This is a genomic window from Nocardia sp. NPDC051750, assembly GCF_044453135.1.
Lineage (GTDB): Bacteria > Actinomycetota > Actinomycetes > Mycobacteriales > Mycobacteriaceae > Nocardia.
This window is the reverse complement of sequence record NZ_JBITCK010000007.1, coordinates 265,871-288,273: the sequence shown is the minus strand read 5'-3', so window position 1 is coordinate 288,273 and position 22,403 is coordinate 265,871. Positions and strand designations below refer to the sequence as shown.

The 22,403-nt window shown below is 67.7% G+C and carries 22 protein-coding genes; 9 read left to right on the top strand and 13 right to left on the bottom strand.

What is annotated here, in order from left to right; genetic code table 11:
• Positions 1–229: 229 nt before the first annotated feature.
• The 9 genes from ACIA75_RS29260 to ACIA75_RS29220 form a co-directional block, all read right to left on the bottom strand.
• Entirely contained in the window at positions 230–649 is a 420-nt protein-coding gene (locus ACIA75_RS29260; protein ID WP_397109663.1) for a TIGR03668 family PPOX class F420-dependent oxidoreductase, read from the bottom strand.
• Between the two features lie 19 nt (positions 650–668).
• Positions 669–2,621 (bottom strand): hypothetical protein, encoded by a 1,953-nt coding sequence (locus ACIA75_RS29255; protein WP_397109661.1) that lies wholly within the window; start codon positions 2,619–2,621, stop codon positions 669–671.
• A 28-nt stretch (positions 2,622–2,649) separates the two neighbouring features.
• Entirely contained in the window at positions 2,650–4,047 is a 1,398-nt protein-coding gene (locus tag ACIA75_RS29250) for a sigma 54-interacting transcriptional regulator (RefSeq protein WP_397109659.1), read from the bottom strand.
• Positions 4,048–4,138: 91 nt separating this feature from the next.
• A complete protein-coding gene (locus ACIA75_RS29245) occupies positions 4,139–4,777 on the bottom strand; it encodes a maleylpyruvate isomerase family mycothiol-dependent enzyme (protein ID WP_397109656.1) in 639 nt (212 codons plus the stop codon).
• 135 nt (positions 4,778–4,912) lie between these two features.
• A complete protein-coding gene (locus ACIA75_RS29240) occupies positions 4,913–5,959 on the bottom strand; it encodes an NAD(P)H-dependent flavin oxidoreductase (RefSeq protein ID WP_397109654.1) in 1,047 nt (348 codons plus the stop codon).
• Positions 5,960–6,345: 386 nt separating this feature from the next.
• Positions 6,346–6,537 (bottom strand): YegP family protein, encoded by a 192-nt coding sequence (locus ACIA75_RS29235; RefSeq protein ID WP_397109652.1) that lies wholly within the window; start codon positions 6,535–6,537, stop codon positions 6,346–6,348.
• Between the two features lie 388 nt (positions 6,538–6,925).
• Positions 6,926–7,759 (bottom strand): NmrA family NAD(P)-binding protein, encoded by an 834-nt coding sequence (locus ACIA75_RS29230; RefSeq protein WP_397109650.1) that lies wholly within the window; start codon positions 7,757–7,759, stop codon positions 6,926–6,928.
• 150 nt (positions 7,760–7,909) lie between these two features.
• Positions 7,910–8,329, bottom strand: a complete 420-nt coding sequence (locus tag ACIA75_RS29225; protein WP_397109648.1) for an SAM-dependent methyltransferase — start codon at positions 8,327–8,329, stop codon at positions 7,910–7,912.
• A gap of 46 nt (positions 8,330–8,375) precedes the next feature.
• On the bottom strand, positions 8,376–9,218 hold the full coding sequence (locus ACIA75_RS29220) for an LLM class flavin-dependent oxidoreductase (RefSeq protein ID WP_397109646.1): 843 nt from the start codon (positions 9,216–9,218) through the stop codon (positions 8,376–8,378).
• 241 nt (positions 9,219–9,459) lie between these two features.
• Between ACIA75_RS29220 and ACIA75_RS29215 the strand changes: the two genes are divergently transcribed.
• Both ACIA75_RS29215 and ACIA75_RS29210 read left to right on the top strand, forming a co-directional pair.
• Entirely contained in the window at positions 9,460–10,044 is a 585-nt protein-coding gene (locus tag ACIA75_RS29215; RefSeq protein ID WP_397109644.1) for a TetR/AcrR family transcriptional regulator, read from the top strand.
• Between the two features lie 124 nt (positions 10,045–10,168).
• Positions 10,169–10,684: a hypothetical protein gene (locus ACIA75_RS29210; protein WP_397109642.1), complete on the top strand. Its 516-nt coding sequence runs from the start codon at positions 10,169–10,171 to the stop codon at positions 10,682–10,684.
• A 312-nt stretch (positions 10,685–10,996) separates the two neighbouring features.
• Here ACIA75_RS29210 and ACIA75_RS29205 read toward each other — a convergent pair whose 3' ends face one another.
• The 3 genes from ACIA75_RS29205 to ACIA75_RS29195 all read right to left on the bottom strand — a co-directional run bounded on the left by ACIA75_RS29205 (position 10,997) and on the right by ACIA75_RS29195 (position 13,529).
• Positions 10,997–11,437, bottom strand: a complete 441-nt coding sequence (locus ACIA75_RS29205) for a PPOX class F420-dependent oxidoreductase (protein ID WP_397109640.1) — start codon at positions 11,435–11,437, stop codon at positions 10,997–10,999.
• Positions 11,438–11,538: 101 nt separating this feature from the next.
• Positions 11,539–12,978, bottom strand: coding sequence for an MFS transporter (locus tag ACIA75_RS29200; protein ID WP_397109638.1), 1,440 nt, complete (start codon positions 12,976–12,978; stop codon positions 11,539–11,541).
• 71 nt (positions 12,979–13,049) lie between these two features.
• Positions 13,050–13,529: a MarR family winged helix-turn-helix transcriptional regulator gene (locus ACIA75_RS29195; RefSeq protein ID WP_397109636.1), complete on the bottom strand. Its 480-nt coding sequence runs from the start codon at positions 13,527–13,529 to the stop codon at positions 13,050–13,052.
• Between the two features lie 107 nt (positions 13,530–13,636).
• On the opposite strand from ACIA75_RS29195, the gene ACIA75_RS29190 reads away from it, so the two are divergent.
• From ACIA75_RS29190 to ACIA75_RS29175, 4 genes are all read left to right on the top strand, one after another.
• The gene (locus ACIA75_RS29190) at positions 13,637–14,914 is read left to right on the top strand and encodes an MFS transporter (protein WP_397109634.1); all 1,278 of its coding nucleotides are present in this window, start codon (positions 13,637–13,639) and stop codon (positions 14,912–14,914) included.
• A gap of 76 nt (positions 14,915–14,990) precedes the next feature.
• Positions 14,991–15,422 carry an ester cyclase gene (locus ACIA75_RS29185; RefSeq protein WP_397109632.1) on the top strand — a complete coding sequence of 144 codons (432 nt, stop codon included), beginning with the start codon at positions 14,991–14,993 and terminating at the stop codon, positions 15,420–15,422.
• Between the two features lie 226 nt (positions 15,423–15,648).
• Complete coding sequence (locus ACIA75_RS29180; RefSeq protein ID WP_397109630.1) at positions 15,649–17,031, top strand: flavin monoamine oxidase family protein; 1,383 nt, start codon at positions 15,649–15,651, stop codon at positions 17,029–17,031.
• A 20-nt stretch (positions 17,032–17,051) separates the two neighbouring features.
• Complete coding sequence (locus ACIA75_RS29175) at positions 17,052–17,279, top strand: MetQ/NlpA family ABC transporter substrate-binding protein (RefSeq protein ID WP_397110324.1); 228 nt, start codon at positions 17,052–17,054, stop codon at positions 17,277–17,279.
• 18 nt (positions 17,280–17,297) lie between these two features.
• Here the strand turns inward: ACIA75_RS29175 and ACIA75_RS29170 are convergent, their stop codons facing one another.
• The gene (locus tag ACIA75_RS29170; protein ID WP_397109628.1) at positions 17,298–17,606 is read right to left on the bottom strand and encodes a hypothetical protein; all 309 of its coding nucleotides are present in this window, start codon (positions 17,604–17,606) and stop codon (positions 17,298–17,300) included.
• A 263-nt stretch (positions 17,607–17,869) separates the two neighbouring features.
• Here ACIA75_RS29170 and ACIA75_RS29165 point away from each other — a divergent pair, with 263 nt between their 5' ends.
• The 3 genes from ACIA75_RS29165 to rox all read left to right on the top strand — a co-directional run bounded on the left by ACIA75_RS29165 (position 17,870) and on the right by rox (position 22,369).
• Positions 17,870–18,187: a hypothetical protein gene (locus ACIA75_RS29165; RefSeq protein WP_397109626.1), complete on the top strand. Its 318-nt coding sequence runs from the start codon at positions 17,870–17,872 to the stop codon at positions 18,185–18,187.
• Positions 18,188–18,358: 171 nt separating this feature from the next.
• Positions 18,359–20,710 carry a protein kinase gene (locus ACIA75_RS29160; RefSeq protein WP_397109624.1) on the top strand — a complete coding sequence of 784 codons (2,352 nt, stop codon included), beginning with the start codon at positions 18,359–18,361 and terminating at the stop codon, positions 20,708–20,710.
• 222 nt (positions 20,711–20,932) lie between these two features.
• Positions 20,933–22,369, top strand: a complete 1,437-nt coding sequence (gene rox / locus ACIA75_RS29155) for a rifampin monooxygenase (RefSeq protein ID WP_397109622.1) — start codon at positions 20,933–20,935, stop codon at positions 22,367–22,369.
• The last annotated feature ends 34 nt before the right edge of the window (positions 22,370–22,403 follow it).

Sequence of the window (22,403 nt, the reverse complement as noted above, 5' to 3'; positions counted from 1 at the left end):
CGGCAGGATTTACCAAGTGTCCGGACCGGACACAGTCACCTGCGAAACAATAGATATTCCCGAGGCGATCGCATGGAGCACGGTCCGCCCGCCGACAACCCGACGGAATCTCCGCACACCATTGAGGTTTCGGGAAAGGGCGTGCAGGAGGTCCGGCAGGGGAGCTCTCCAAGGGAACACCGAAGAGAACGACCACCAGCTCCGGCGCATGGGCGAGTCAGACTGCACATCAAACCGGCCCGGCGGACCAGCCGGACCACCGGGTGACCTCGAGTGCGAGCACCGGCCCCGGTGGCGGCTGGTCCCGGTACACCGGATAGCGCGCGGTCAACTGTTCGATCCCGGTGCGCGCCCGCTCGCCGGTGACGATCCGCGCGACGGCGTCGGCGCGCACCCACCACAGGCGGGTCCAGTCCTCGTCGTAGCAGTCCGCCAGCACCGCGACATTCGGGTTCGCCTCGATATTCGCCAGGCGGCGAAGCGCCGTGGTGGATTTCGGTTTCGCGTCCACCGCGGTGTAGACGGTGTCACCCGCGACCGCGAAAACGATGGGCACGATATGCGGCAGCCCCTCGGCGGTCACGGTGGCCAGCCGCGCCACCCGGGCGGCAGCGAACTGCGACCGCGCCTGCTGTTCGTCCCACCGCATCCGCACTCCTCGCGCGGGGTCAGCGCCGCCGGCCCCGCAGATAGTCGCTGACCACGGCCGCGCCGAGGCCGTCCAGGTCCGGTGCCACCACCCGGCCGCCGCTGCGCCGCGCCACCATATCCACGAACGCGGCCAGCCGCGGCTGCTCGCCGAGCATGAACACCGAGATCGAGGCGCCCAGTTTCGCCAGCGAATCCACCTGGACCATGGTGGTGGCGAGGGTGCGCCGGTCCGGCGGCCAGTTGAAGAACGCCGTACCGTCGGATTCCAGATGGGCGGTCGGTTCACCGTCGGTCACCACCAGCACCACCGGCACCGCGCCGGGGTGCCGGCGCAGATGCCGGCCGGCCAGCAGCAGCGCGTGGTGCAGGTTCGTTCCCTGCTCCCAGACCGGTTCCAGCGCGGTCAGTTCCCCGATCTCCACCGTCGTCGCGTGGCGGCCGAAGGTGATCAGTTCGAGTGCGTCGGAACGGAACCGGGTGCTGATCAGATGCTGCAGCGCCAGCGCGGTGCGTTTCATCGGCACCCAGCGCCCGTCCTGCACCATCGACCACGAGGTGTCCACACACAGCGCGACCGCCGCCCGGGAACGCTGTTCGGTCTCGACGATTTCGACATCGGCGACGTCCAAAGTCACCGTGCCGCTCCCGGTCGATGCCGACCGCAGTACCGCGTTACGTACCGTCCGCGAAACATCCCAGGGCTCGGTATCGCCGAATTCCCAGGGCCTGCTAGCACCGGTCGGCTCCCCCGCGGCTCCGGCCCGGGCGGTGTCCCGCTGTCCCTTCCGGGTGCGCAGTTGCCCGACGACATCCCGGAGCGCCACTTCACCGAGCTGCCGTAATGCCTTCGGAGTCAACCGCAGCGACCCGTCGGGCGCCTTCTCGAACAGGCCCTGGCGGCGCAGCTCCCGCTCCAATTCCGCCAGCCGGGCGGCATCCACCCGGGCATCCGCGCCGAGTTGCCGCTCCAGCATCTCCAGGTCGATATCCTCCATCCGCGCACCGGGATAGGACTGGGCGAGCTGCGCGGCGAGTTCGTCGAGCTCACCGAGATCCTGCATCGCCGCTACGGCTTCTCCCATGCCCAGCGGGTCCTCGCCGCGAAAACGCCGCCCGGATTCCCAGTCCTCCCCCGGACGCAGCGATCGCAGATTCGCGTCCAGCTCGGAGATCTGCTGAGCCAGGGCCGGGTCACCGAACGCCTGCCCGAGCAGTTCGTTCAACTCTGCGCGCTGCTCCTCCGACATCGAATTCAGCATCCGTTGCGCCGCCGCGGCCCGGGCGGCCAGACTATCGATCAGCTCCTCGGTGTTGCGCGGGTTCTCGGGGAAGAACTCACCGTGCTCGGCCATGAACTCGGCGAACTGCCCGGTGGTGTCCTCGCCGCGGGCGTGCGCGGCCAGCAGCTCGTTGAGATCCGACATCATCCGGCGGACCCGCTCGACATCCTGCGGAGTCGTGTTCTGCAGTGCCTCTTTCATGCCCTGGAAACGCGACTCCAGCAGTTCCTGACCGAGCAGATCGCGGATCTTGCGGTAGTTCTCCCGCCCGGTTTCCGACCGCCACTGATACTCACCGAGCTCCCGCACCGCGCCCGCGGTACTCGACGGCAGTGCGTCCAGCTGCATTTCGGCGAAGCGTGCGTCGTCGGAGGGGTCGGGGAACAACGCGCGGTGTTCGGCTTCCAATGCCTTGTCCAGCAATTCCCGGACCTGCTGCAGGGTGCCGTCCAGTCGATGGTTCCGCGAGATCTCGGCCCGCCGCTCCCACAGCCGGCGCGTCAGTTCCTCGAGACCGGGCAGCCCGGTCGTCCCGCGCCGCAACAGTTCCTCCAGCGCCGAGCGCGGAGAGGAACCCTCCATCACCTCGCGCCCGATATCGGCCAGCGCCTCACGCAGGTCGAGCGGGGGCGCCAGTGGATCGGGCCCCTCGTGATACGGCCCGTAGGAATATCGATCCGCTGTCGTCATACCGCCTCTTCACCGACCCGTAACGCAGTCACCGGCCGTACACCGCTGTGCCCTCGTCATCGGAATCCTTGGCCACCTCGCGCGCCAAATACAATGATTCCAGGGCGAATTCGACCGCTGCCGCGATCCGCTGCGGCGCCGCACCGGCATCCACACCGAGCCGCAGGGCCACCTCGTGCAGGACGGGCAGTTCCGGCAGCCCGGCGAGCACCTGCGAGCCCGGGACCCGTTCACCGGTGGTCACCAGATGGCCCGCGTCGACGGCCTCGGCCAGCGGCCGCAGATCCAGACCCCCCAGGCGGGCGCGCGCGGTGTCGGCGAACGCTCGGCGCAACATGTGGGTGAGATGCTCCTGCTCCCGCCCCTCCTCGCCGGATTCGAACTCCAGTTTGCCGCGCAGCACGGCGGGCACCGACTCCAGATCCACCGGCCGGGCAACGGCGGGATTCTCGCCGGTCAGCGCGGCCCGGCGCAGTGCCGCCGCGGCCACGGTTTCGGCCGCCGCCACCGCGAACCGCGCCGACACACCGGAGCGCTGGTCGATGGCGGGCGATTCGCGCAGCCGCCGCACGAACCGGGCCAGCACCTCGATCAGCGGGTCACCGACCTCCGCGACCAGATCGGCTTCCTGGCGCACCAAGGCCATCTCGGCCGGCACGGTCAGCGGATAGTGCGTCCGGATCTCCGCGCCGAAACGATCTTTCAGCGGGGTGATGATCCGGCCGCGGTTGGTGTAGTCCTCCGGGTTGGCCGTGGCCACCAGCAGCACATCCAGCGGCAGCCGCAGTGTGTAGCCGCGCACCTGGATATCGCGTTCCTCCATGACATTCAGCAGCGCGACCTGGATCCGTTCCGCCAGATCGGGCAGTTCGTTCACGGCGACGATTCCGCGATGCGCGCGCGGCACCAGCCCGAAATGGATGGTCTCCGGATCGCCGAGACTGCGCCCCTCGGCGACCTTCACCGGGTCGACATCGCCGATCAGATCACCCACGGAGGTATCGGGGGTGGCGAGTTTCTCCGCGTACCGGTGCGACCGATGCCGCCACGCAACCGGCAGATCGTCGCCCAGCTCGGCCGCCAGCCGCCGCCCCTGCGGACTGATCGGCTCCAGCGGATGCTCGCCCAGTTCGCTGCCCTCGATCACCGGGGTCCATTCGTCGAGCAATCCGAGGACGGTCCGCAGCAGCCGGGTCTTGCCCTGCCCCCGTTCACCCAGCAGCACCACATCGTGACCGGCCAGCAATGCCCGCTCCAGCTGTGGCAGCACGGTCTGATCGAATCCCACGATTCCGGGCCACGGGTCCTTCCCCGACCCCAGCAGGGCCAGCAGATTCTCCCGGATCTCGGCCTTCACACTCCGCGGCACATACCCGGCCGCCCGTAATGCGCCCGCGGTGGCGGGCAAGTCCGATGGCACAGTCACCTCACCGACGCTACGACTATTTCGCCGATCGGTCGACAGATAGTCCGTCACACCGGCCTATTCGAGGTCGAGCGCAGTCCCGGACGCCGGTTCAGCGGGCGAGGTTCGCCAGCCGTTCCCGCAAGGTCCCGACGCCGCTGCCGCGCAGTTCCACCGCCGCTACCTCCCGCCCCGAAGCAACCAGCAGCAGCGCAAGCAGCGAGCCGCGGACTTCCGGGCCCGTCCCGGCGGTGAAATCGGCATCGTCCGCCACGAGAGCGAGCCCGGCGACCAGTTCCTTGCCTCCCCCGAACCCCTCCGACGTGCGGATCTGCAACCGCAGCGCATCGGCGACGGCCTCCTGCGGATACGCGCGCGACAGCCCGAGCGGGCGGCGGATATCCTCCCCGTGGACGATCATCTCGACCAGCCTGCTGTCGGCCGGCGCGGGCGGTGACACCGTCCTGTCCAGTACGGCACGCAACCGGTCGAGCGTTTCGGCCGGACGTTCGGCACGCTCGCGTTCCACCCCCTCGGCGGTGAAGCGGTCGAAATCGAATCGCGCCCGGGCGAACTCCCAGGCAAAGCCGAGCTTCGACGTTTTGGCGCTCGCCACGATATGCGCGACCACATCGTGTACCGACCACCCCGCACACAGCGACGGCGTCTCCCACTGCTGGTCTGTGAGGCCCGCGAGATCCGTGATGAGGGCACTTCGCTCCGCCCGGACGGCCGGCCACACATCTTTCACGTTTCCTCCAGGGCTCGCGGCAGGTGCCGGGTGCGAGGTTACGGACATGCACCGACACGATCCGCGTACCGACTGCCGCGAGCCTCATCGACACCGATCGGTCCGCCGATCCGGCCCCGCGGGGCCGGTCATCCCTCAGCGGCGCGGCGCACCGTGTGCGACCGCTTCGTCCCAGAGCCGCCCGAGGACCACCGCGGCCGGATCTGCGGCCGCGGTCCGGTACGCGGTACCGGCCCACAGCGCCATATCGTCCGGCACACCGCCCGCGGCCGCGGCCGCCCGCACCGGACTGGTGAGGTGATGCACCTGCGGATAGGCGGCCGGTGCACCCGCGTCGTAACCGGCGATGAATTCGTTGGCCAGACCCCGCGCGGGCCGTCCGGAAAACGCCCGGGTCACGACAGTTCGAGTGAACCGTGGATCGACCAGCGCGTCCTTGTGGGCCGCTTTCGCTCCGGATTCCGGACTCCGGAGGAATGCCGTACCGAGCTGGACGGCCGTCGCCCCGTGGGTGAGCAGCTCCGCGATCCGCGCACCGTCGCCGATTCCACCCGCGGCCACGACAGGCAACGGAGACCAGGCGGCGATCTCGTCGAGCAGGCCCGTCAGCGGGGTCGTCTCCGGCTCGTCCTCGACGCGGAACGTCGCCCGATGCCCGCCGCCCTCCGGCCCCTGCAGGCACAGCGCCCCGACCCCCGCATCCACCGCGGCCCGCGCCTCCGCGGGGGTGGTTACCGTCGCTATCACCGTGCACCCCGCGCCGCGCAGCCGACGAACGGTTTCCACCGAGGGCAGGCCGAAGGTCAGCGAGACCACCGGCACCCGCTGCGCGACCAGCAGCTCCACCTTCGCCTCGAACCAGTCGTCGTCCCGTTCCCGGATGGGCGGCAGGTCGATCCCGTACCGCTGCGCGGCGGCCCGCAACCGATTCCGGTATTCCTGGACCGCGGCCTGGTCGTATTCGTTCCGCTGCGGAACGAATACGTTCACCCCGAAGGCGGTGCCGGTGCGCGCCCGCACATCCTGGATCTGCTCCCCCAGGGCCTCCGGAGTCTTGTACCCGCCGGCGAGGAACCCCAGACCGCCCGCTTCCCCGACGCTCACCACCAGGTCGGGCGTGGACGGTCCACCCGCCATCGGTGCGGCGATGATCGGAACGGACAGGTCCGCGAGATCGAACACGGCTCCACCTCCCTGGGCTGATCGGGAATCGGTCCCGACGATACCTACTCCCCGCAGGGACGCCGCACGAGCCGGACCCGCTGTGTGGCAGGCCGCACAGCCCTTGTCAGGCACAGACTCTCCTACGCGCCGAAAGCCGGCACCTGGATGTTCGGCGGGAATACCGCGACGCTCGCGGCGTGACGATCGGAGACGCGGGAGCACGCCGCGGCAAACCCACAGCGTCCACTGCTCGCCGATATCCGTGAAGTCGAGGTCGATGGTGATATCGGCCGCCGCGGCCCGAGCGCCGGCGATACCCCGCCACTGCGGCCCTGCGGCCTACTTACCCGGCGCCGGTGCCGGCGCCGCGGCGGCACCGCCGGGGACGGTGCCCGAGGCTTCCGTCAGACCGCGGTGGGCGTCTGGTCGACGATCGCGGCCTCGGCAGCATTCTTCTTGATCGACTCGATGCCGTTCTTGCACGCGGATTTGGAGTTGTACGCTTCGCCGACGGCGATGATCTCGCCGTTGCCGGCCTTGAGCCGGAACCGGTACTTCTCGGCCTTGTCCTGGTAGATCTCGAACTTTGCGGCCATATCAGTTACCTCAGCTCTTGTTGACCTGGATGCACCTGACCAGCCGAGAATAAGCCGCGGAACAGCCGTAGTCACCGGGTGATCCCCGGATGGTTATCAACCAGCAACTCGTACTCGCCCACCCGGAGATACTCGTTCGCGCGGCGCCCGCACTCGCCCGTCCGCCACCGTGGAGCGAGGAGCCCTCGCGCCTCGACCGCACACGACGTCGATTCGTGGCGAGCGCGACCACGAGTCGGCGACACCCGGAAGCGGTCCGATATCGCGGTCGCACTCGCCCAATTGCTGCTCCACCTTCCGGGCCGGCCTCTAGTGCCCGGCGGCCCGAATGCGATCGCCCGTCTTCCAACGAGCACGCGAGGGCCGACCGGACAATTGGGTACCGCCGCTAAGAAGACATCGGCGAGATACCCGCGCGGAAGCGGTCCGCGTGTTCGGTCACCCAGTCGCCGAAGGTGCGGGCGGGCCGGCCCAGGAGATTCCCGACGGTGCCGTCCGGAATCCGCGCCGCCTCCGGCGGATCGGCATGCCAGCCGACGACGTACTCGGCATCGGCCCGGGAAACCCCTTCGCGCAGCAGTCGTTCGACAGCCGCTGCACCGCCGATCTGCTCGAAGGCGATCTCCCGCCCCAGCGCGGCGGCGAGGAGCTTCACCCGATCACCGGTGGTCAGCGCTTCTGGGCCGTTCAGGTTGTAGGCACGGCCCCCATGACCTTCCTCGGTGAGGGCGAGCGCGGCCACCGCACCGAGATCACCCTCGTGCACCACCGCACTCGGCAGATCGAACGGCTCCCGCACCACCGCCTCGGTCCGGATGGATTCCCGCCAGGTGAGCGCATTGGACATGAATTCCTGCGGTTCGAGCCTGGTCCAGGCGACCCCGGATTCCGCCACCGCCGTTTCGGCCGGCCCGACGTACCCACCCCACAAGATGGTGATCCGCTCGACGCCCGCGGCAACAGCCCGCCGTACCAATTCGGGGCCGGTTTCGGCGACTCCGGCCGTCACAGTGATATGCAACCCGGTGACACCGTCCAGCGCGGCTCCCAGACTTCCCGGTTCGGTGTGGGTACCCGCCACCAATTTCGCGCCCGCAGGCAGTATTTCCGCTGCTCGACGCGGATCACGGCTCAGCGCCCGCACCGCCTCTCCCTTGCTCAGCAGCTCGGCCACCACGTGCCGCCCGGTGTTTCCCGTTGCGCCCGTTACCAAAATCGTCACTCTCGACTCCCTTCCGAGAGCGACGCTATGACCTGAACAATAGTTGAGGTCAAGCCTGACAATCCCCGGCTCTGCGTGCGCGTGATCACTCGGTCCGCGCAGCTATCTCGACCCGAGCACCCGGCGCGCCGAAGCCCTCACTCGACGTGGTCAATCCGGGCGAGAAGGCCGTGGGTGTCGGCTCTGCATGCTTGGGCGGAGTCTCCGGACGACCGCTACTGCGTGCCGGTTCAGGGCTTGCGGGCGACCGCCGCGTAGCCGGGGACCTTGGCGTCCATCGACTGCGGCGGTTCGATCCGGGGCCCGCCACCGGTGGATCGGCACGACACCGGGGTCGAGCAGTTCCATCCCCTCGAAGAACGCGGTGACACCGGCCTGATCGCGCGGTTCGTAATACAGTCCACGCTCGCGATACACCTGCACCGTCGCCGCGACCCCCGCCGGGTCGAAATCGCCGGTGAGGTGTGTCATCGCCAGATAGGAACCCGACGGCAGCGCGGCCATCAGAGTCGCGGTGATCTCGTATGCCCCGGGGACAAAGTTCAGCAGCGCGATCAGCGAGAGACCCACTATCCAGGAACTGCCGCACCCCGGCTTCACCGGCGAGCTACACCGGCTACGACGAGGGGGTGATGAGTTCGTCGGCGACCCACTGCGCAACACCTGCCGGGTACGGCGAATCCAGGCCGAGTACGAAGTGCTGGAAGCCGGCCTCGGCCGCTCGGCCGATCGCGTCCCGGGTGTCGCCGGGCCGATCGTAGGAGACCGGGAGGTAGGTCGACCGGACGATCGTGGCCGGGTCGCGGTCTATTTCGACGCAGTAGCGGTCCAGCAGCGCGTGGCGCTGGGCCATATCGGCGAAATCGCCCCCGGGGATGTTCCAGAGGTCCGCGTGCTCCGCGATCACCTTCAGCACCGCGTCCGAGCGGCCGCCGATCATGATCGGTGGATGGGGCCGCTGCACCGGTTTGGGGTTGCCGAACGCACCGGTGAGATGGAGATGTTTGCCGTGGAAATCGAACGGTTCGTCCGCGGCCCACAGCCGCCGGATCACCGTGCAAGCTTCGGCGAGGTTCTCCACCGAGCTGCCGAAGCCGTGGTACGGCAGGCCGTGCGCGTCGTATTCGCGCCGGGCGATCGGCATGCTGGGACGCGAGCCCGCGCCGATACCGAAGTCCAGCCGGCCACCGGCGACGATATCGACGGTTGTGGCGATCTTGGCCAGCATGGCCGGTGGCCGGAAGCGATTACTGGTCACGAGCAGGCCGAGGCGCAGCCGCTGGGTCTGGGCGGCGAGCGCGGAGAGCAGTGTCCAGCCTTCGTGGATCGGCCCGGTCATCTCGCCGGCGATCGGCAGGAGATGATCGAACAGCCACGCGTGCTCGATGGCTTCGATCGCGTCGGCTTCCTGCCAGACGCGCAGGATGTCCTGGTAGTCGACCTGCATGGGAGCGGTCATGATGCCGAAGCTCGGCGTGTGCGGCATGAGTGGTCGGTCCTTTCGGCACAGTGCGGGAAATGTGGCCCGGGAGCCGGTAGGTCACCGGCGGCGCTGTTCCTCCAAAAGAGAGTGAGATCGCGCCGGCAGGCTCGACTCCGCTGACGTGGCCTGGCATTCTGAACAAGCGGAACGATGTTCCGATAACCAACATACGGAACGTTGTTCCGTTTGCCAAGTGGAGCGAGGAGGACGCTGCCCAGTGACCGGCACAGACACGTCCGGATCGCCGACCCCGCGGAAACGGGCCGACGCCCGCCGCAACCAGAAAACCCTGCTCGACGCGGCCGCCGCAGCTTTCGTCGAGTCCGGCGTCGACGTCCCCGTCCGCAATATCGCCGCCCGGGCAGGCGTCGGCGTCGGCACGATCTACCGCCACTTCCCCACCCGCGCCGACCTCATCGTCGCGGTCTACCGCCACCAGGTCGAAGCCTGCGCCGCGGCCGGCCCGGACCTGCTGGCGAACAGCCCCACCCCGCACACCGCCCTGGCCCGCTGGATCGACCTCTTCGTCGACTTCCTGGTCACCAAACACGGCCTCGCCGAGGCCCTGCAGTCCGATAACGCGGCCTTCCAGACGCTGCACACCTATTTCATCGAGAGGCTCCTCCCGGTCTGCACCCAACTACTCGACGCGGCCGTCGAGGCGCGCGAGATCGTTCCCGATATCGACCCCTACGAGCTCATGCGCGGGATCGGAAATCTGTGTATCGGAGCCGGGAACGACCCGCGCTACGACGCGCGGCGCATGGTCGGCCTGATGATCGCCGGGCTGCGCGTCCGCTGAATACAGCGCCGGCGTACGAAGTGGTCAGGAATCGAGAAGCGACGGTCAGCGCACCGTCATAGCGTCGTCGACACCGATATTCGCCGATCACCGAGAAGCGAACTCGTTGTCAGAGGAGAACGCAATGAACTGGAACCAGCGAGTGCGGCGGACCCACCGAACGCTTGCGATCACATTCGTCGTGACCCTGATCGTCACCGTCGTCGCGATGGCGCTACAGGGCCCGATGTGGACCGCCTACCTTCCGCTGCCACCACTCGCCGTGCTGCTGTTCTCGGGCCTCTACCTGTTCGTGCTGCCGTACGCCGGCACACGGCGCGACAGGCGAGCAGGGAAAACAGTATCCGAAAAGGTCCCCGCGCCCCGCGTCCGTTCCTCAGTGCCGTGGGTGCGGAAACTGCACCGGTGGGCGGCCGCCGCCTTTACGGTAGCCGTCCTTGTCACCTCCGCCGCCTTGGCGATGCAGGGCCCGATCTGGGTGTCCTACCTGCCACTGCTTCCACTCGCCCTGCTACTGCTCTCCGGTCTGTCCATGTTGGTGCGGCCGCGGGCGACCGGACAAGCCGGCACACACGAGGTTCATTCCGGCACGACCGGACAGCTGGCCTCACGGCACGAACATTCGCCAACACCACGCTGACCCCACGTCCTACCGGGAACCCGCGCGAGGTCGACACCGCAGTATGGGCATCCACGACTGCGGGAGGCCCGCGCCACGCTCGGGGCGCGGGCAACGCAGGTGCCCGGCATCCGGCCCGCGTGCCCACTCACCGGGATCGCCGGCCCGGTACTGCGCGGTCTCGGGTCACAACCGGTGCGGGTCCGTGATGCGGTACCTCCGCCGGCGCTTCGGCCTCCGCGGACCGCCTTACCGGCTTCGACAGAGGCGCCACGGACCACATCACCGCTCGGTCGCGGACGAGTGTACCTACAGCGCGCTCCTTCGGAATCGTCACGACGCACGCGACGTTTGTTCACCCTCGGACTCCGCGGGATCCGGGAGGGCGAATCCGGTGACCTTGTGCGGGATCACGCGAACGATCAACCGGCGCATATGCTCGGGCTCTGCGGGCGGTTCCTGCCCGAGGTACTTCCGCGACAGCCGCCGGGGCAACGACTTGTCCGGATCCTCGGTCAGTTCGGCCGTGCCCCGGATATCCACGGACCGATAGGGGTTCGTGGAATCGATGACCGTGACGCTGATCCGCGGGTCTGCCTTCAGGTTGCGGACTTTGCGCTTGTCCGCTGTCGAGGAGAACACCAGCGTGTCACCGTCTCGGTCCATCCAGACAACCGATGTGTGCGGTGCCCCATCCGATTCGATCGTCGCCACGGTGGCGAAGTTCTTGCCGTCCAGCAGTCGACGTGTCTGCGCGTCGAGTTCCACAGTCATGATTTCTCCGTTCGGGTTTTCGTGGACCGGCGCATTCGAAGACGCCGGCGGTGTCGTTTCCGTCCGAGCCCGAGGCCGGGACAGGACTTGCGGTCGGGATGTCAGTGGGCGGTCCGGGCCACTTGGGCGAGTTCGGCTTTCGGAAGCGGTTCGCGCGCCGCCGGGCGCAGTACGGCGAGAGTCACGACCAGCGCGGAGGTCAAAAGGCCGGCAGCAACAGCGAAGGCCAGCCGGTATCCACTCGTGAGCGCTTCCGCACCGGCGACCCCCGCGCCGAGCAGGGTTCCGGTCCGGGCAGCGGCCAGCGTGGACAAGACCGCGACACCGAGCGCCATTCCGATCTGCTGGGTGGTGTTGAACAGTCCGGAGGCCAGCCCCGCGTCATCGGCCACGGCGCCGGACATTCCCAGGGCCGTCAGCGCGGGCATGATCAGCCCGAACCCGGCGACCAGCACCATCACCGGAAGCAGATCGGTGAGATACGCCGCCTGCACCGGCAGCCTGGTGAGCCAGAGCATTCCGGTCAGCACGATCAGCAATCCGCCGATCAGCACGGTGCGCTCACCGAAGCGGGCGTTGAGCCGGGCGGAGACGAAGAGCGACACTCCCCCGATAGCGACGGCCGCGGGCAGCATCGCCAGCCCTGTTTCCAGCGCCCGGTAGCCGAGGACGCGCTGCAGGTAGAGAGCCACGAGAACTTGGAAGGCGAACATCGCCGAAAGGGTCAGCATCTGCACGAGGTTGGCGCCGGTGACAGTGCGCGAGCGGAAGATCCGTAGCGGCATCAGCGGTTCTCCTGCGGTCGCCTGCCGGGCGACGAAGGCAGCGAGCAGAACCAGCGACAAAGCCCCGAACCCGAGCGTGCGAGCCGCGGTCCAGCCATACTTCTCGACCTCGACCACCGCATAGATCCCCAGCATCAGACCCGCCGTGACCAGCGTGGCACCGAGCACATCGGCGTTCGCGATCTGCCCACGGCCCTGGTCCGCGGGCAGCGATCGGACCGCCGCGAAAATCGTCACCAGGCCGATCGGCACATTGATCAAGAAGATCCAGTGCCAGCCGAGCGCGTCGGTCAGGACCCCACCCAGTACCTGGCCGAGCGCGGCACCCGCGGCTCCGGTGAAACTGAAGACTCCGATGGCAACCGTCCGCTCTCGGCGGTCGGTGAACAGCGTGATCAGGATCCCGAGCGCGACGGCCGAAGCGAAGGCACTGCCCACTCCCTGGAGGAACCGCGCGGCGATCAGCTGGGCGGGAGTGGTCGCCGCACCGGCGAACAGGGAAGCAGCAGCGAACACCCCGTTGCCGGCCAGGAACATCACCCGGCGACCGACGAGATCGCCGAGCCGGCCGCCGAGCAGCAACAACCCGCCGAAGGCGATCAGATAAGCGTTCACGATCCAGCTCGAGCCGGCCGGGGTGAAGCCGAGCTCCTGCTCGATCGCCGGCAGCGCCACAGTGACGATGCTGCCGTCGAGGATCGTCATCAGCGTCGCGGCCGACAGCACAGCCAACGCGAGACGTTTGGGGTAGGTCATGGCACTCTCCTGCTCGAACCAACAGAAGAGACTGTAATAGATAGTTCTGTTATAGACAATCCATAAGAGAACTACCTCCGGGCGCGGCGGGCCGCAGGTGGCGCCTCCGACGCGACGGCGAGATGCCCCTCGGTCAAACGCCGCAGCGCACGCAACAACATCTCCCGCTCGTCCGCGGGCAGGGACCCGAGGGCCGCACGATGCACCTCATCCACGATCGCCTGACTCCGCGCGGCGAGTTCGCGGCCCTCATCGGTGACCGCGATGATCCGCGCGCGGCGGTCGGTGGACGAGGGACGCCGCTCGGCCAGACCGGCCTTTTCCAGAGCGTCGACAGTGACCACCATCGTGGTCTTGTCCATATCGCCGATCTCCGCGAGCTGCGCCTGGGTCCGCTCCTCTTCCTGGGCGTGGACCAGCACGCAGTGCATACGAGCGGTCAGCCCGATCTCCGACAGCGCCGCCGCCATCTGGGTTCGCAGCACATGACTGGTGCGGTCGAGCAGGAACGACAGATCGGGTTCGGCCCGTACGGTTGCCATTGCGGTCATAAAACCATGATAGTTTCGTTGCAAACGATCTGTTGCGGGCCGGTCACCCAGGCCTGGACCCCGCATCGCCGCCCGCTTCGATGCGCTCGGTCTGCCAGGATGTCCGCATGAGAACCGCGGCCCGATCCGGCATGCTTCCCGCCGGAACCCTGGTTCTGCTGGCCGCACTGTATTTCGCGCAGGGACTTCCGTACGGGTTCTTCACCCAGGCGCTCCCCGTGGTGCTCCGCGAATCCGGTTACTCGCTGATCGAGATCAGCGCCACCGGGATCCTGTTCGCACCGTGGGGACTGAAATTCCTGTGGGCACCCTACGTGGATCATTACGGCACCCGGCGGCAATGGCTGATTTCGCTCCAGCTCGCCAGCTCGGCGGTGGCACTCGGCCTGGCCTGCCTGGACCTCTCGTCGTCACTGCGCTGGCTCCTGGTCGGCATTGCCGTGGTCAACGCGGTCTCCGCGACCCAGGATGTCGCCACCGACGGACTCGCCGTCCAACTGCTGGGCCCGCGCGACCGTGGGCTGGGCAACGGGATCCAGGTCGGCGCCTACCGAATCGGCATGATCGTCGGCGGGGGCGCGCTGCTGTGGCTGTTCGCGCTCGCGGGCTGGCGGAGCCTGTTCCTCGCGATGGCGATCCTGCTGCTGATCACCGCGATCCCGGTCTGGTGGTTACCGCGGACCTCGATTCGCGGGGCACCGGAAACCTCGTCGCCGCATCCGGCGCGTTTGCTGACCGGGTGGTGGGCGCGGTTACGGCGCCCCGGGATGCTCGCCTTCATCCTGCTCATCGGCGCCTTCAAATTCGGTGACTCGATGGGATCGGCGATGGTCGGCCCGTTCATGTCCGACGCCGGGCTCACCCTCGGGCAGATAGCGCTGGTGAAAGGCGTCCTGTCGTCGGCCGGTGCGCTCGCGGGTGCAGCACTGGGCGGGTGGCTGTGCTTCCGGTACGGGCGGCGGCGCGCCCTGCTGATCGGCGGTGTCACCCAGACCGCGAGCCTGGCCCTCTACCTCGTCGCGTCCCTCGGAACCGGCGGGTTCGGGCTGATCGTCACCGCGAGCCTGGCCGAGCACATCCTGGGCGGCGCCGCGACTGTCGCGGTGTTCACGCTCATGATGGACGCCTCGGACCCCGACCACGCCGGCAGCGACTACACCCTGCTGGCGTGCGCGGTGGTGACGGTGCAGGGAATTGCGGGGTTCGCGGCGGGGACGGTCGGCGAACTCCTCGGCTACCCGGCTCTGTTCGGGTCTAGCCTGGTCCTGTCGGGAATCGGTTGTGCCGCACTGATCATCGCGACAGATCGCGGTATCGGGCCGAGCGGCGTCCACGCGGTGTGGAACCGTGCCGCGGCCGGCTCACACTGCACTGAACCACAGTAACCCCGCCCGTGCGGACATACATTGGACACAGCACCGAGCGGCCCGAGTTCGATCCGTACGAAATCGAGGAGAGCCGATGTCGTCCACCCCGGAACACAACAAGTCGATCTTCCGGCGTTTCCATGACGTCGTGAACACCGGTGATCTCGAGTCGATCTCACGAACGATCGCCGAGCTCACCGTGCCTGATATGCGATTGCACACCCCGCTGACCACACCGGAAACCGGCAGAGACGCTGTCGAACAGACCTGGGTGAACCTGTTGCGGGTCTTCCCCGATATCCAGGTCCGGCTCGAGGATGTGATCGCGGAAGGCGACAAGGTCGCCGGCAGGTCGGTGGTGACGGGTACCCACCGCGCCGAATTCATGGGCATCGCACCGACCGGCAAGCGCGTCGAATACAACGAGATGTTCATTTTCCGCTTCACCGAGGGCCGAGTCGCGGAGATGTGGGGAGTCGTGGACATCTTCTCCCTGATCCGCCAGCTCGGTGGGTTCCCGGTCTGAGGCTCCGCACACTCGGCGTGCCGGTCCCCTACGGAGAGCACCACCCAGCCGAAGCCTCCCGTACCCGTACACGGAAGACTTCAGGTGCCGCCCTGCCCTAGAATTGCCGTACAACTCGACGCGCGAACCATCTTTTCCGCGATACGCACCGTTCTTCGTGGTGCGACCAGGAGTGCGTCCGCCGCCGTGGCGGCGTCGCACCGGACTCCGACCCGAGGCGGCGCTCATGACAGACGTCGACTGTTGCGTGGTAGGCGGGGGATTTGCCGGGCTCACCGCAGCCCTGCGCCTGAAACAGGCGGGCCGGACCGTGGCGCTGCTGGAGGCCCGCGACCGGCTCGGCGGGCGCACTTTCACCGAGACCCGTGCCGACGGCTCGTGGATCGATCGCGGCGGTGCGTGGATCGGGCCCGGTCAGGACCGTATCCAGGCATTGATGACGGAATTCGGGGTCGGCAGCTACAAGCAGTACACCGACGGTGACGCCATGATGGTTGTCGAGGGTAAGCAGTACCGCTACCAGGGCACCATCCCGTGGTCGATGAGCCCGTGGGTGGCGATGAACCTCGGCGCCGCCCTGCTCGACCTCGGTCACCTGTGTAAATCGATCCCGCTCGCGGCGCCCTGGACGGCGGAGCAGGCCGACCGCTGGGATCGCCTCACTCTGGCGCATTGGCTGAACACCCACGTCGTATCCAAAGCCGCCCACGAACTCCTCGAAACCGCGATCGCCGGCGCCTATACGTCCGCCGGCTCGGAGGTATCGCTCCTTTTCGTGCTGCACCAGATGGCGTCCGGCGGTGGACCCGCTTTCCTGCTGGGTGTCGAGGACGGCGCCCAGGATTCCCGGCCGGTCGGCGGGATGGGTGCCATCTCCGGCCCGATGGCCGCCGAACTCGGCGATGCGATCCACCTGTCCCGGCCGGTCCGCGATATCCATCAGGACGACGACGGCGTCACCGTCCACTCCGACCGCGATACCGTGCGCGCCCGCCGGGCGATTGTCGCCGTGCCCCTCGCGATCGCGAGCCATATCCGCTACGAGCCGATGCTCCCGGTCGACCGCTCGTTCCTGCACCAGCGGATGCCCAGCGGCGCGATCCTCAAGACATCCGTCGTCTACGACGAACCCTTCTGGCGCACCGACGGGCTGACCGGACAGTCGGTGGAACCCGGCTCCCCGGCCACCGTCACCATCGACGCCTGCACCGACACCGGCCGCCCCGGGGTCCTGTGCGTGATCACCGAGGGACCCCTCGCGCGGCGGATCGGCCGGCTCGACCCCGCCGACCGGCGGCACGAGATACTCGACGCCCTCACCGAACGCTTCGGCGACCGGGCCCGCACCCCCACCGATTACCTCGAACAAGATTGGAGTACCGAGCGTTACTCCGGCGGCGGCATGCTCAGCCACGCCCCACCCGGTGTGCTGACGGAGTTCGGCCACGCACTGCGCGAACACTGCGGCCGCATCCACTGGGCCGGCACCGAGAGCTCGTCCGTCATGTGCGGCTGGGTCGACGGCGCGGTGCGGTCGGGGGAACGGGCGGCCGCAGAGGTTCTGGAACACGACACCGTCGGCGCGGCCGATGGGAGAGGCCGGAGTTGAGCCGGTAGGGAGCGGACCCGCTGTGCGGCAACCGCTCGGCCACCGCACAGGAGAACGGCTTCGCCCCGGCAACACCGCTGCTCCGCGAACCCTCCACCCACAACCCCTACACCAACGTGCTGGTCGGCAGAGCGGCGAACGCGAACGACCCGCGCCTGGTAACCCTCGCCCGGCAACTCGAGAGTCCCGAGGTCGCCGATTACATCAGCACCGAGTTCGGTGGCACGGTGATCGCGGCCGAGCCGTGACGCGTCCCGGCCGCCGCGTCAGGGTGTGCTGGACGGTGTACCCGGTGCGGACTTCTTCCCGAACAGACCGATGCCGAAGCCCAGCACTGTGATCCCGAAGAAACACATCAGCAGGCCACCGATCTTCGCCTCGGCGTCGGTGTCCGGACTGCGCGCGGAGTTCGAGGAACCGGCGATGACAGCGGCCGGATCGACAATCGCCTGGACCCCGGCGGCGAACAAGACGACGGCAATGAGGATCAGGACGATGCCGCCGGTGATGCGCCCGGCGGTACGGCGAGGCGGGGCGGCGTCCTGCTCCTGCTCGGAGGCATCGGATGCTGACATGATCCCAAAATATCAGTGCCCCAGCATTTGAATTCGCCTAATCCGGAACCGCGGAATTTGCGTCCGCAGAATGGATAGCTTCCATCGAAAGCGTAGAGAATGGAGAGTTCGAATCCCGGCTGACTATGGAGCGCTGCCGGTCGTGACAAGTACCGATCGCCGCCGATACACCCGCAACCTGCTGCGATGCCCGGTTCGATTCGAGTAACGCGCGTGGCGTGTATGCGATGTGATCCATACGACATCGATTCAGGAGGTTCGGAATGCTTTCTGCGAAGCGCCTTGCTGCCGGGGCCGCCGTCGCCACCGCAACCGCCGCCGCTGTGCTCGCCGGTGGTGGCGTAGCCCAGGCCGACGTCCCCGTGTGGCAGGCCAACTGTCACGTCTACAACATCCTCAATACCGGCGGAATGGCCAATTGTGAACTGCCGACCTGGCACCAGGTGAAGCTCACCTGTGTCGCCTGGCCCGTCCCGTTCACTTACTGGAAGTACGGGCCGGTGCAGTACGGACAGAATCAGTCCTGGGCCAGTTGCGACTCACTGAACGCACTGGTGCACGTCGAGGTCATCCAAGCGTAGGTCGCGGGATCACCTCACGCGGCACGGCCGTTCAGCCAGGTGCGGTAGCGGCGTAGTGCGCGCAGGCACCGCCGGCCACAACGAGGTCCGACAGCTTCCTGACTGCGATGCGCCGTCGGGCTCGGGATACGGTGTGACCATCGCGCCGGTGTGTATCGGAGGTATCGGACGTTGGCTGCATTGGTGCCCGGGTCGGTGTTCGCCGGGTATACCGTCGAACGTCTGCTCGGCGCCGGTGGGATGGGCGAAGTGTATGTCGCCAGGCATCCGCGGCTGCCACGCTCGGATGCGGTGAAGGTGCTGGCCGCGCCGCTCACCCAGGACGATTCATATCGGCGCCGTTTCGAGCGGGAGGCCGATCTCGCGGCGTCGCTATCGCATCCCGGCATCGTCAGTGTGCATGACCGTGGCGAATTCGACGGGCGATTGTGGATCGCGCTGGAGCTGATCGACGGTGTCGATCTGTCGGCGTTGTTGCGGGGCGCACCGAGCGGGTTGCCTGCCGCCGATGTGGTGCGTGCTGTCGCGGAGGTGGCCGATGCGCTCGATTACGCGGGTGCGCGCGGGTTGGTCCATCGGGATGTGAAACCCGCCAATATCCTGCTCGCCGGAACAGGTCACTATTTGCTGACCGATTTCGGGATCGCGCGGATGGGGCCGGAGACCTCGGATCTGACCGGGACCGGACTGACCGTCGGCACTGTCGCCTATGCCTCACCGGAGCAGATGCAGGGCCTCCCGGTCGATCCGCGATCGGACCAGTACGCGCTGGCCGCCACCGCGTTTCATCTGCTCACCGGGGCTCAGCCGTTCACCGGCACAAACCCGGTCGCGGTGATCATGGCTCATGCGCAGCAACAGGTACCGAGTGTGCGCGAGCGGCGGCCCGATCTCGCACCGTCCGTTGATTCGGTGCTCCGGCGGGCGATGGCGAAGACCCCGGAGCAGCGTTTCGCCCGCAGCAAGGACTTCGCGGCCGCCCTCGCCCACGCACTCGCGGTGCGGCCGCCGCAATCTTCGGCGGTCGCGGGCAACCGCTACGTGGCAACTTCCATCAGCCCCGCCCCGGTCGTCCGGGGGACGTATGACCAGGTCCCGCCGATGCCGCCGGGGAGGGTGAACCCGGGACCTCGAACGAATGACCGCCGGACCGCTCTACTCATCGGAGCGTTGGTTGCCGCGGTGCTGCTGGTCGTTGCCGGCGTGTTCGGGGTGCGGGCATTTCGACAAGGGGAAGTCTCGGCGGAAGCCGCGCAGTTGCCCCGTCGGCCCGTGACACCGATCCTGCCGACGCTGGGCACGCGGCCGGACAGCCCGGTCTGGACGCTCCAAGAAACCCCCGGACCTACAGGTTCCGAAGTCCAGGACACAACAGCGCTCGGCGGAGATTCCGAGGTCGTCCTCGTGAACCGCGAAGTCCGCCTGGCCGACGGTAATACCATCGACTACCTCGATATCGTCGACGCGAACACCGGCCGGCTCCGGGACGGCACCGCGCCGATCCCGGTGGATACCGCTCAGCGGAACCTGGACCGCTGCGTCGTCGGCGAAAGCCGGTCGGCCGCGGCCTGTCACCTGCGGGGCGCGTCGGTACCTGATGATGCCGTCATAATCATCGATCTCGCGGCCGGCCGGATCACCACCACCATGACCTCGAGAAAGCATGTATTCAGCCTGACCGCCGCGGGTGAGCGGTTCGTGTTCGTGAACAGCACCGATGCCGGCTGGCCGCCGGTGCTGCGGTCGATCGGCGCCGACGGCGCGGAACTTCCGGCAATCAGCTGGCCCGATTCCCGGCCCTCGCCCGAAACCCATCATTGGATAGAGATTTTCGCCGCGGCCCGGCTGGCGGTGATCAAATCGGCACCGGCCCCGGCACAACCGCTGTCGAAATGGGAATTCCGGGTGATCCGGCTCGAAGACGGAAAAGAGGTGTTCCGGCGCGATTCGGTCGAGCAGATCCGTAACGATCGCTGGAATGTTTTCGTCGACGGATTCGTCGTCGCCGAAGGCGGGTCCGCGCCCAGGATCTACGACCGCAACGGCGCCCAGACCGCGGAGATCGCGGCGGACTGGCTCCCGAGCCCGCATCAGCCGACCGCGTTCGAGAAGACTGCGGTCGAGACTTCGGTGCCGACCGTGATCCGGACCGATGGGGACAAGACGACCTATGCGGGGGTCAGCCCGCACACCGGGACCGTGCTGTGGGAGAACGAGTCCTACGACGCCGAGGACAGTTCCGAGCAACTGCTGTTGCGCGGTACCGGCACGTTGATCACGACCTCGGATTCGGGTCGGGTGATCGACGCCTACACCGGCGAATACGTGATTCCCGGCTATGTGCCGGACGGCACCCTGCTCGGCACCGACGGCCAACGGGTCGCCGTCGCCACCGACTCCTCCGGGTCGGGCCACTCGCTGGAAGTGTGGGACGCTGCCGATCAGGTGTGGGAGATCACCAGCGAGTACACGCCGGTATCGATTGGCGGCAAGATCTACCTCGGCAACCTGAGACTCTTCTGACCACCTGAAATCACCTCGTCCCGCGCGCAGTAGTGCCGGTGACCGGGCCGGCTCCCCTTCGACATATATCGCTTGCGACAAGGCCTGAGAGCGCCGCACAATAGGCGGCCGAGGCCAGGACCTGCGGAAATCCGGAACAGCGGTACGCGTGCACACGTGGCCACGGCTGACGACGGGGACGCACGGTGACCAGGTGCAGCAAATTGGGCGAATGAGTGGTGCATGTTCGATGTGATCATTGCCGGGTGCGGACCGACCGGTGCGATGCTGGCCGCCGAACTGCGGCTGCACGAGGTGCGGGTTCTCGTGCTGGAGAAGGAACCCGAGCCCGCGTCATCGTTCGTCCGCATAGTCAGTCTGCATATGCGCAGTCTCGAGCTGTTGGCGATGCGCGGACTGCTGGATCGCTTTCTCGAACGCGGGAGACAGCGTCCGGTCGGCGGTATCTTCGCGGCCATCGCCAAATCTGCGCCAGGAGGCCTGGATTCCGCGCACGACTATCTGCTGGGGATCCCGCAGCCGATCGTCGAACAGCTGCTCGAAGACCGAGCGATCGAACTGGGTGCGCAGGTCCGGCGCGGTGGCGCGGTGGACGGTTTCGACCAGGACGACGCGGGTGTGACCGTCGAACTGGCCGACGGGCAGCGGCTGCGGTCGCGGTACCTCGTCGGCTGTGACGGCGCGCGCAGCACGGTACGCAAACTGCTCGGCGTCGGCTTCCCCGGCGAACCCTCGCGGACCGAGACGCTGATGGGCGAGATGGAAATCGGTGTGCCACAGGAGGAGATCGCCGCCAAGGTGACCGAAATCCGCGAAACCAACAAGGTATTCAGTCTCGGTCCCTTCGGCGAAGGGGTCTATCGCGTGGTGGTCCCGGCCGCCGGTGTCAGCGAGGATCGCGCGGAACCGCCCGCCCTGGAGGATTTCGCGCAAGCGCTGCGCGCCGTCGCCGGGACCGATTTCGGCGTGCACTCCCCGCGCTGGATGTCCCGCTTCGGCGATGCCACCCGACTGGCCGAGCATTACCGCGTCGGGCGGGTGCTGCTGGCCGGCGATGCGGCGCATATCCACCCGCCCGCCGGCGGTCAGGGCCTCAACCTCGGCATTCAGGACGCGGTCAACCTCGGCTGGAAGCTGGCCGCACAGATCCGCGGCTGGGCACCGGAAACACTGCTGGACACCTACCAGGCCGAACGCCACCCGGTCGCCGCGGACGTACTGGACAACACCCGCGCCCAGGTGGCACTGGCGTCCACCGAACCGGGCGCGCAGGCGGTGCGCAGACTGCTCACCGAACTGATGGACTTCGACGAGGTGAACCGATACCTGATCGAGAAGATCACCGCGATCAGCATCCGCTACGACTTCGGCCCGGGTCCCGACCTGCTCGGCCGGCGCCTACGCGATATCGACATCGACCTGCACCAGGGCCGCCTCTACGACCGGCTACACCGGGGCCGCGGCCTGGTACTCGACCGCACCGAACGCCTGTCCGTCGAGGGCTGGTCGGGCCGCGTCGACCTCATCACGGATCCCACAGCGGTACTGGACTTTCCGGCCCTACTGCTCCGTCCCGACGGATACGTCGCCTGGCTCGGCGAGCACCAGCAGGACCTGAACGACCACCTCACCCGCTGGTTCGGCAAGCCCTCTGAGTGAACGTGGTTCACCCGAGGTTGGACTACTACCCGTT